Genomic DNA, 410 nt, shown 5'->3' on the forward strand with positions numbered 1-410 from the left:
CGCCACCGGCTTTCAGTATTGCCAATACCCCCACCACCATAGCCGGTGAGCGTGCCACGCAAATCGCCACTCGTTGATCCGGCGCTACGCCCAGTTCAATTAGCTGATGAGCCAGACGGTTAGCACGGGCATTTAATTCCGCATAACTGAGGGTTTGCTCTTCATGCACTAATGCTATCGCATCCGGGGTTTGCTCCACCTGCTGTTCAAACAATTGATGAATACACAATGCATCAGGATACGCGGTTTCCGTGGCGTTCCAGGTTTTCAGCAACAGTGTACGCTCCGCTTCCGGCAGAATATTCAACGTCCGTACCGGCGTTTCCGGGGTTTGTTCCAATGCCTCTGCCAGGCTCTCCAGTGCCTGCTGCATATAGCCACATACCCGTTCCGGTTCAAACGGCTGGGCA

1 protein-coding gene is annotated in these 410 nt (G+C 54.4%); it reads right to left on the minus strand.

Annotated features, from left to right (window positions below):
- Nucleotides 1–410: AMP-binding protein (locus EAE91_RS23810; RefSeq protein ID WP_214090580.1), on the minus strand; the 410-nt coding region annotated here is incomplete at both ends.

Origin of the sequence: Photorhabdus noenieputensis (assembly GCF_018448935.1) — a bacterium.
Classification (GTDB): Bacteria; Pseudomonadota; Gammaproteobacteria; order Enterobacterales; family Enterobacteriaceae; genus Photorhabdus; species Photorhabdus noenieputensis.